The 7,881-nt window shown below is 33.5% G+C and carries 10 protein-coding genes and 1 pseudogene; all 11 read left to right on the top strand.

Translation table 11 applies throughout. The features are described from left to right. The first annotated feature begins 2 nt into the window (after window positions 1-2). Entirely contained in the window at window positions 3-311 is a 309-nt protein-coding gene (gene rhaM, locus ACFSSE_RS10895) for an L-rhamnose mutarotase (protein WP_379045489.1), read from the top strand. A gap of 9 nt (window positions 312-320) precedes the next feature. Then, window positions 321-1,256, top strand: coding sequence for a glycoside hydrolase family 43 protein (locus tag ACFSSE_RS10900; protein ID WP_379045492.1), 936 nt, complete (start codon window positions 321-323; stop codon window positions 1,254-1,256). 46 nt (window positions 1,257-1,302) lie between these two features. After that, window positions 1,303-1,534 (top strand): annotated as a pseudogene (locus tag ACFSSE_RS10905) (GntR family transcriptional regulator); the annotation flags it as partial. 787 nt (window positions 1,535-2,321) lie between these two features. After that, window positions 2,322-2,522: a hypothetical protein gene (locus ACFSSE_RS10910; protein ID WP_379045496.1), complete on the top strand. Its 201-nt coding sequence runs from the start codon at window positions 2,322-2,324 to the stop codon at window positions 2,520-2,522. Between the two features lie 46 nt (window positions 2,523-2,568). After that, complete coding sequence (locus ACFSSE_RS10915; protein ID WP_379045499.1) at window positions 2,569-4,776, top strand: RHS repeat domain-containing protein; 2,208 nt, start codon at window positions 2,569-2,571, stop codon at window positions 4,774-4,776. Window positions 4,777-5,077: 301 nt separating this feature from the next. Continuing rightward, window positions 5,078-5,272, top strand: coding sequence for a hypothetical protein (locus ACFSSE_RS10920; RefSeq protein WP_379045502.1), 195 nt, complete (start codon window positions 5,078-5,080; stop codon window positions 5,270-5,272). A 5-nt stretch (window positions 5,273-5,277) separates the two neighbouring features. Then, window positions 5,278-5,655: a hypothetical protein gene (locus tag ACFSSE_RS10925; protein ID WP_379045505.1), complete on the top strand. Its 378-nt coding sequence runs from the start codon at window positions 5,278-5,280 to the stop codon at window positions 5,653-5,655. Window positions 5,656-5,694: 39 nt separating this feature from the next. Continuing rightward, a complete protein-coding gene (locus ACFSSE_RS10930; RefSeq protein ID WP_379100897.1) occupies window positions 5,695-6,240 on the top strand; it encodes an REP-associated tyrosine transposase in 546 nt (181 codons plus the stop codon). Between the two features lie 66 nt (window positions 6,241-6,306). Next, entirely contained in the window at window positions 6,307-6,963 is a 657-nt protein-coding gene (locus ACFSSE_RS10935; RefSeq protein ID WP_379044671.1) for a hypothetical protein, read from the top strand. 83 nt (window positions 6,964-7,046) lie between these two features. Beyond that, complete coding sequence (locus tag ACFSSE_RS10940; RefSeq protein ID WP_379100900.1) at window positions 7,047-7,406, top strand: hypothetical protein; 360 nt, start codon at window positions 7,047-7,049, stop codon at window positions 7,404-7,406. A gap of 265 nt (window positions 7,407-7,671) precedes the next feature. Further along, window positions 7,672-7,881, top strand: a 210-nt coding sequence (locus tag ACFSSE_RS10945) for a transposase (RefSeq protein WP_379100903.1), incomplete at its 3' end; no start/stop codon positions are given.

Consider the following 7,881-nt stretch of genomic DNA (forward strand, 5'->3'; position numbering starts at 1 on the left):
AGATGAAAATAGCATTTGCGATGAAGATGAAGCCGGGTTGTGCAGTAGAATATAAGAAAAGACATGATGAAATATGGCCAGAGCTATCTCAATTATTAAAAGATAATGGAATTAGTGATTACTCAATATTTTTAGAAGAAGCAACCAATACTTTGTTTGCAGTTCAGCAGCAGTCAGGTTCTTCCTCTCAGGATTTAGGCACCACTGCAATCGTTCAAAAATGGTGGGCTTATATGGCTGATATCATGGAAACCAATCCAGATAATTCTCCTGTGAGCATTCCATTACAACAAGTTTTTCATATGGATTAGGGTTTAATCATGAAAAAAATAATTTTATCACTCTTAATCATCTCCTTCTGTATCCAATTAAAAGCCCAAGAATCGGATAAATCCATTTACCTGTTCTCTTACTTCAAAAATAACGGACAAGATGGTTTGCATTTAGCTTATAGCCGCGACGGACTGAAATGGGAGGCTTTAAAAAACGATCAATCTTTTTTAAAGCCCGAAGTTTCTAAAGATAAATTAATGCGTGATCCTTGTATCATCAGGGGCGGCGATGGTAATTTTCACATGGTTTGGACAGTAAGCTGGACTGATAAAACCATTGGTTATGCTTGGTCTAAAGATTTGGTGAATTGGTCACAACAGGTTGCAATCCCTGTAATGGCAAAAGAAGAAGGTGCAAGAAATTGTTGGGCACCTGAAATTACTTATGATGCAAAGAAAAAGCAATACATGATTTATTGGGCAACCACCATAACAGGTAAATTCCCTGAGACTTTTTCTGAAAAAGATAATGGTTATAACCACAGAATGTATTACACACTAACCAAAGATTTTAAGAGTTTTTCGCCAATAAAATTACTTTACGACCCTGGTTTCAATGTAATTGATGCAACTATTTTAAAGGAAGGGAAAAAATGGGTGATGTTTGTTAAAGACGAAACCCGTGAGCCTGCACAAAAGAACTTAAAAATTGCTTACAGTAAAAAATTAACTGGTCCTTATACTTCGGCAAGCAAACCATTTACAGGAAATTATTGGGCAGAAGGTCCAACTGCTTATAAAAATGGAGATAATTGGATAGTTTATTTCGATAAATATACTTTAAAACAATATGGTGCATTATCTTCAAAAGACCTTATCAATTGGGACGATATTTCTAGCCAGATTTCTCTGCCGAAAGGAACCAGACATGGTTCTATTTTAAAAATATCTGAGCAAGAATTGAAAACATTGATGCAACCATAAAATGTAAAACACACCATTTTATTTTTACATTTATCTAAATAAGATTATGAAACCAACCGATTTCTTTAAATATGTTGTAATTGATGAGTACTCTGCAACTCCAAAATATTTTGCAGTTAAGCGATTCTATTATTTCAACTATAGAAAGCGGTCATCTTAAAAAAGATGATGTTTTACCTTCTATAAACGAGTTAAGTTACATCCTAGAAATATCAAGAGATACTGCCGAAAAAGGTTATAAATACCTTAAAAAGTTAGGTGTAATTGTATCTGTTCCGGATTGGTAAGCTTTGGGTATTTTTAGGTAAAAATGTAATTGAATTAAATTACTCATAATTTTGAGATTAAAAAAGTTAAACAAAAATACTTTTGAAACTAGCCAAAATCAAGATGTTTAGTGATTGAACAGATTGATAATCAAATTTTTATAAGTTCAATCGAGAGTAATCTATTACGATATTAATGACTCTCGATTTACGCTCATTTAACATGAGCAAATTTGAATATTTTGACCTTCAATCTAAAACAAAAAAGCCTACAATCTTTTGATTTGCAGGCTTTTTATAAAGTTTGATATGAGTATCTGCGGAGAAAGAGGGATTCGAACTTTAATTTTAACTATTTGATAATTAGTTATTTAAAGTTTATGGCTTCTTCAGACTGTCTATATACTCTACTTTATTTTAATTTTATTTAACTGCAAAAATTATTCATAATAATACGACTTTTTATTAATAACTAAAAAAGAATCAGAGATAAATAGAAATTTTAAATATGATTTTGCATACATCGAATTATTCCAAATATAATTATTACTTATTTTAGATTTTCTTCTAATTAATTCTAAATTTTTAATTTCAAATTAAAACAAATACAACTTATATTGTAGAAAAATAAATTTTTAATTAAATTAAATTTTTTATTTCTTCTAATTTAGAATATAAATTAATTTAAAATCAATATAATTTATATTCATAAAAAATATTTCTTTTATGGTTTTATAGTTTTATTTTTAATTCATGAAATTTTTTTAAAAAATATAATTTTAACCTACCTATCTAAAACATGTCATTACAATTATTTAACCGAATAGAACAAGTCGATTTTTTAATCAGTAGTAAATCTACAGGTAAACCTAAAGAATTTGCAAAGAAAATTGGGTTATCAGAAAGAAGTTTATACGATACCATTAACCTGATGAAAAAATTAGGAGCACCAATTTTATATTGTAAACAAAAAAAAACTTATTTTTGCATTACAAGATAATATAGATGCAGACGGTGGTTTAACAGGCGGGTCTCCTTTATTTCAGGTGAAAACACATTACGACGAACCCAATAATTCCCACGGTTTAACCGCTTACCAACAAGACGAATTTAATTTAAGAGGCGGCGTAAGCTGGACAGAAAACGCCAACAGCAAAACTTGGTACAATTATGATGAACAAGGCCGTGTAACTTGGGTAATTAAGCATATTGAAGGGTTAAATAGTAAAAAAACTATTGATTATACCTACAATGCACAGGGAAGCGTAAGCAAAGTAGATTTCCAAAAGGATTCCCCGACCGAACGCTTTATCCACGAATATGAATATGATGCCGATGGCAGATTAAAAGTTGCATATACCGCAACCGTACCTACACAAAGAAAAGAACAAGCCCGTTACTATTACTATTTACACGGACCGTTAAAACGAGTAGAGCTGGCAGAAAACCTACAAGGGATTGATTATACTTATACAGCGCAAGGCTGGCTAAAAGCCATTAACCACCCAGATACAAATTTAGACCCCGGGAAAGATGGAACAGGCAATATCTTTGCCAAAGATGCCTTTGGGATGACCCTTGAGTATTTTGATGACGATTACAGCCGTACAGGTACAGGGATTTCAAGTATCCCTAGTGGAACCAATAAGGCATATTATAACGGTAACATCGTGGCGCAAAGCTGGCGAAGCCAAAAGCCTAGTACTGTAGTGAGTACTTTCGGGGCAGGTGTAAATAACCCTGCTATGTTTACCTATGAATATGATGATAAATACCAGTTCAAAAACAATAAGTACGGTACACCCAATTTTGGGACCAACACTTTTACAGAAACTTTAAATTCCAACCGAGAACACGGTTTAATTTACGATGCCAACGGTAATATACAAGCATTGAACAGGACAAATACTGCGGGAAGCACCATAGCTAATTTTGATTACCATTACCAAAGCAATACCAATAAGCTGAGTAGTGTTGAAAATATAAATACCAACGATACTTATGCCAGTTATGGTTATGACGATTTAGGGCAATTGACCCACCAAACAAAAGGTACAGATAATGTATATTTAAGCTACGATGTAAGTGGAAAAGTAACCGCTATTTATGGTGATGCCACTCATACACAATTAAAATTATCTTATGTATATGACGAAGCAGGCATCCGCATTAAAAAAATAAATCATACCCAAAATATTACCACCTATTATGTGCCAGATGCCAGTGGAAATGCCATGGCCATCTACGATAACAACGGAACGGCTTTAGCACAAAAAGAAATCCCCGTATATGCTGCCAGCCGAATAGGGATGTACAACAGGGCAAACAGTGCCTACCAATACGAACTGACCGACCATCTAGGGAATGTAAGGGTAGTAATTAACCAAAACAAAGTAGCTGGACTTGCAGATGTTGTATATTATTCCGATTATTACCCTTACGGCTCTCCATTAACTTTAGCCAATAATGATTATCGTTACGGCTACCAAGGGCAATATGCCGAAAAGGACAAAGAAACTAACTGGAATTCTTTTGAATTAAGAAATTATGATGCGGCAATTGGCAGGTGGTTAAGTGTGGATCCTTATGGCCAATATGCTTCTCCATATTTAGGGATGGGGAATAATCCGGTAAGTGGAGTTGATCCAGATGGGGGGTATACACGGTTCGGAGCTTGGTATCGTAATATGTTAAATGGTGGAAATGGAATCAGTAAGAGCGAAAAAACCGGTGAATACGGATATTCAAAAAGTTTCGCGACTGGAGAGAAAATGGCAGATGGGGTTACAATTGCATATACTGATGGTGCGAGCAATAAATTTTCTAACTATTCTGGACCTGTAATGCAATCTTATGTCCCTTCATGGCAAGACGATTGGCATGAAAGATCAAAAAAGCATATTGTTTCTAAAATCACATATGATATGGCCGATGAGATTTATTTAACAACACAGGGCTTGTTGATATCAACTAAAGGAAACAGGAGGCACATAAATGGAGAAACTGCAGATGAAAAAGAAGTTGTTTTATCAGTAGTGACTACAGGAAGTGGTCTTTCTGAAATAAATCAATTGAAACTTATAAAACCAATGAATGCTGCTATGTTTTCTAAATTGTTTAAAGGTCGTTACCTTTCTAGTCTAAAGCCAAAGACAAGAGGCTTTATAATACGGACAATTAATGTTGCAACAGGTAGTATAACTGGTGCCGCAATTATAGGTGAAGTATCTAAATTAAATAATAGCCCTGAATAATAATATGTATTATATAATTGAATTTTTTTTGAGAAATCTAATTTTTAAGGGAATAGGGAGTTTAGCCCGAAGATTATACAATAAAATTCTTGTTAATAAATCAAAAACAGATTATAAGTTATCAAAAGCTGAAATCAAATATGAAAAAAGAAATCAGGATTTTTTTGATAGACTTTTAGGACTTATAATTTTATTGCTTTTAGTTGCTTTAATAATATTTCTTACGTGATTTTTATAAACAAACTTGCCAAACCGGCAAGTCTTAGAGAAATGCTTAAAGAACGAAAGCCTGACTTGTGCTATGGATAAAACCCCTGTTTGGCGCAAGAATGAAGAAAAGGTAAAGCGGGCCTCTGAGGAAAGAAAAATTATACTTAATCCTAATACAGGAGAAAAAATACTGTTTCGTACTTCGAATTCAGCAGGTTATAAAGGCTACGATACTATGACGAAAATTATGGGCAAAGGCAATAATCCTTCAATATTGTTTAAATAAACATTATGTATAAGAAACGAGCAAAGTCAATTGAGGATTTAGAATATTTCGATACAATATTCGATGATGTTTACAAATTTAGTTCTAATATTCGATTTAAGCCTACTAATTGGAATAAGCTTGTTTACGAAAACACTCCATTTATTGATTCGCGTTTATTGGGTTCATTAATGGATTTGATGCGTATTACAAATAGTCAGGGTTTACTAATAATGCCAATTCTTGTTCATAACAGTTATCTCAAAAGGAATGTTAAAAAGTATGAGTGTATAGATTTTGATTACCTTCCGGCAGAGGAGGAGTTTTCAAAGGCATCATCTGATGAATATTATGATGCTACTGGAGGTGTGGTAATGAGCAAATGTGGTAAAATTGCAGCCTAAGCTGGTGCGAGCTTGCAGCTCGTACCAATAACTAATTAAATGAGTAGGAAGCATAAATTTTACGATAAAGAGGGGCTTTACTTTGTAAGTTTTGCTACAGTTTATTGGATAGATGTATTTGTGAGAGATCAATATTTTGAAATATTGCAAACAAGTTTAGCTTATTGCAGGAAAGAAAAAGGAATGGAATTGTATTGTTGGTGTATAATGCCAAGCCATGTTCATTTAATATTCAGGGCAAAAGATGCTAACCCGGGAGAGCTATTAAAGAGTTTCAAAATGTATACTTCCAAAGCAATGCAAAAAGCAATAGAAGAAAATATGCATGAAAGCAGAAAAGAATGGATGTTATGGTTGATGGAACGGGCAGGATTAAAGAATAGCAATGTAAAAAAAAGACAATTTTGGCAACAAAATAACAAACCAATAGAATTATGGAGTGCAGAAGTGATAGATCAAAAAGTAGAATATATACACAATAACCCTGTAGTGTCTGGCTTTGTTACAGAAGCACATCATTGGAAATATAGTAGTGCAATAGATTATAGTGGAGGTAAAGGAGTTCTAGAAATAGATTTTGTTTGATAGTAATGATAGTAAAGGTACGAGCTGCAAGCTCGCACCAGCGAGGGGAATAATCCTATAAGCATTGTGGACCCAGACGGAGGATGTGAAAGTTGCCCAAAAAATGGAAAAGTCGGGGACACTTTTAAAACAAACGGAGCTGTTTATACAAATCTAGCTGATGGAGGATGGACAAGGCAAGGACTAGCTCTAAATGAAGTTGTTGTGAGAGGGAAATATACGACAGGAAGCGATTTTAATAATTGGGGTGCAAACTTTATGATAGCTACTAAAATGACAAGAGATTGGGCATTTGGTATGGGAGATGAGACTCGTAACTTTGATAATGACAGAGTTGCTAATGCCTTAAGAAATGCGGATGTTGTAAATCAAGCAAGAGACTATTGGTATGCGAAGGTTAACAAATCAGGTAATACTGTTTATGATGGTGTGACAAATTTTAAAGGAAAACAACGGCTTGGAGGTGGTAACTTTGGTCTTGTGGGGTTAGCAAAGGCAGGTGTGGATCCAATAGAGCAGTTTGTTGGAAGTTTCACTCCAGAAATAAGTAGTAATGGAATAGACCTTACTTTTACAATAAAAAACACGAGTAGCTTTAAATCATTAATGTATGGTATTGCTCCCGAATGGTCGAGGGCTACATTACAGCCAGGAGGCAATATGTACCAAGTATATACTTTCAGAGAACCAATTATGTTTAATAAAATTAGGCGTTTTAATTAATAATGATGACTAACAGCTTAGCAAAATATAAATATATAATTATAACAGTGTTTGTTTTAACTTTTATATTTACAATTCTTTTTATGGGGACAAGTAAAAACTTGGTAGGTAATTATGAGGTTGATTATATTGATAGTAAAGATAATATGTCAATCTATTACAACGATCCCCAATGGGGTGGACTAGGGGTAGTAAATCCTACCGTTTTTGCAGTTGGTTTTAATGATGATTTTATAATTGTTAAGCAGCATCCAAACGTTGACTTTAAAATTGATAAAGGAATCACTAATTATTTTATTATACCTTTAAATTCCCCTATTACTGAAGCTCCAGAGGATAATAGAATAGGACCTTTAACTGAAAGTGCTTTTATGAAAAAACGTAAGGAACTGGATATTCCTAGTAGTTTAAACTTTACTTTAGAATTTGAAGATTTGAAATAATAGAGTTACTATCCCAGGCTGGTGCGAGCTTGCAGCTCGTACTTTTATAAACATATATGAGCAGAAAGTATAAATTTTATAATAAAGAAGGATTATACTTTGTGAGTTTTGCCCTAAGCTGGTGCGAGCTTGCAGCTCGTACCAATAACTGTAGGAAAAATAAATTTTACAATAAAGAAGGGTTGTAATTTGTAAGTTTTGCAACCATTTATTGGATAGACCCTAAGCTGGTGCGAGCTTGCAGCTCGTACCAATAACTAATTTAATGAGTAGGAAGCATAAATTTTACGATAAAGAGGGGCTTTACTTTGTAAGTTTTGCTACAGTTTATTGGATAGATGTATTTGTTAGAGATCAATATTTTGAAATATTGCAAACAAGTTTAGCTTATTGCAGTAAAGAAAAAGGGATGGAATTGTATTGTTGGTGTATAATGCCAAGCCATGTTCATTTAATATTCAGGGCAAAAGATGCT

Origin of the sequence: Pedobacter alpinus (assembly GCF_042684645.1) — a bacterium.
Taxonomy (GTDB): Bacteria; Bacteroidota; Bacteroidia; order Sphingobacteriales; family Sphingobacteriaceae; genus Pseudopedobacter; species Pseudopedobacter alpinus.